The organism is Treponema endosymbiont of Eucomonympha sp., assembly GCF_001028545.1.
Genome location: NZ_BBPW01000649.1, coordinates 1 through 445, shown reverse-complemented (window position 1 = coordinate 445; position 445 = coordinate 1). Strand labels below are relative to the sequence as shown.

1 protein-coding gene is annotated in these 445 nt (G+C 55.5%); it reads left to right on the top strand.

All coding sequences use genetic code 11. The features are described from left to right. A partial coding sequence (locus AWU74_RS12285) for a GlgC family sugar phosphate nucleotidyltransferase (protein ID WP_498067498.1) occupies positions 1–445 on the top strand: 445 nt, incomplete at both ends.

Genomic DNA, 445 nt, shown 5'->3' with positions numbered 1-445 from the left:
TCCATTCCGGCTACTGGGAGGACATAGGCACCATTCGGAGCTTCTATGAGGCGAACATAGACCTGACGACTATCACCCCGTCGTTTAATTTTTACGACGAAGCCGCGCCGATATACACGAACCAGCTGAATCTGCCGCCGTCAAAAATCAACCAGGCGGAAATCGCGCAGTCCATTACGAGCGAAGGCTGCGTCATAAGCCGCGCGCATATCAGACACTCGGTAATCGGCGTCCGCTCGGTGATAGAAGAACACTCGGAACTGGACAGCGTGGTGTTTATGGGCGCGGACTATTATGAAAAACCGGGCGAGCCGGGTCCGCATATCGGAATCGGGAAGCGCTGCAGGATTGCGAACGCGATTATCGACAAGAACGCCCGAATCGGCGATTACTGCCATATCGGCGTGAGCGGCAAAACATATCCCAGCGGCGAATACGCCGCCGT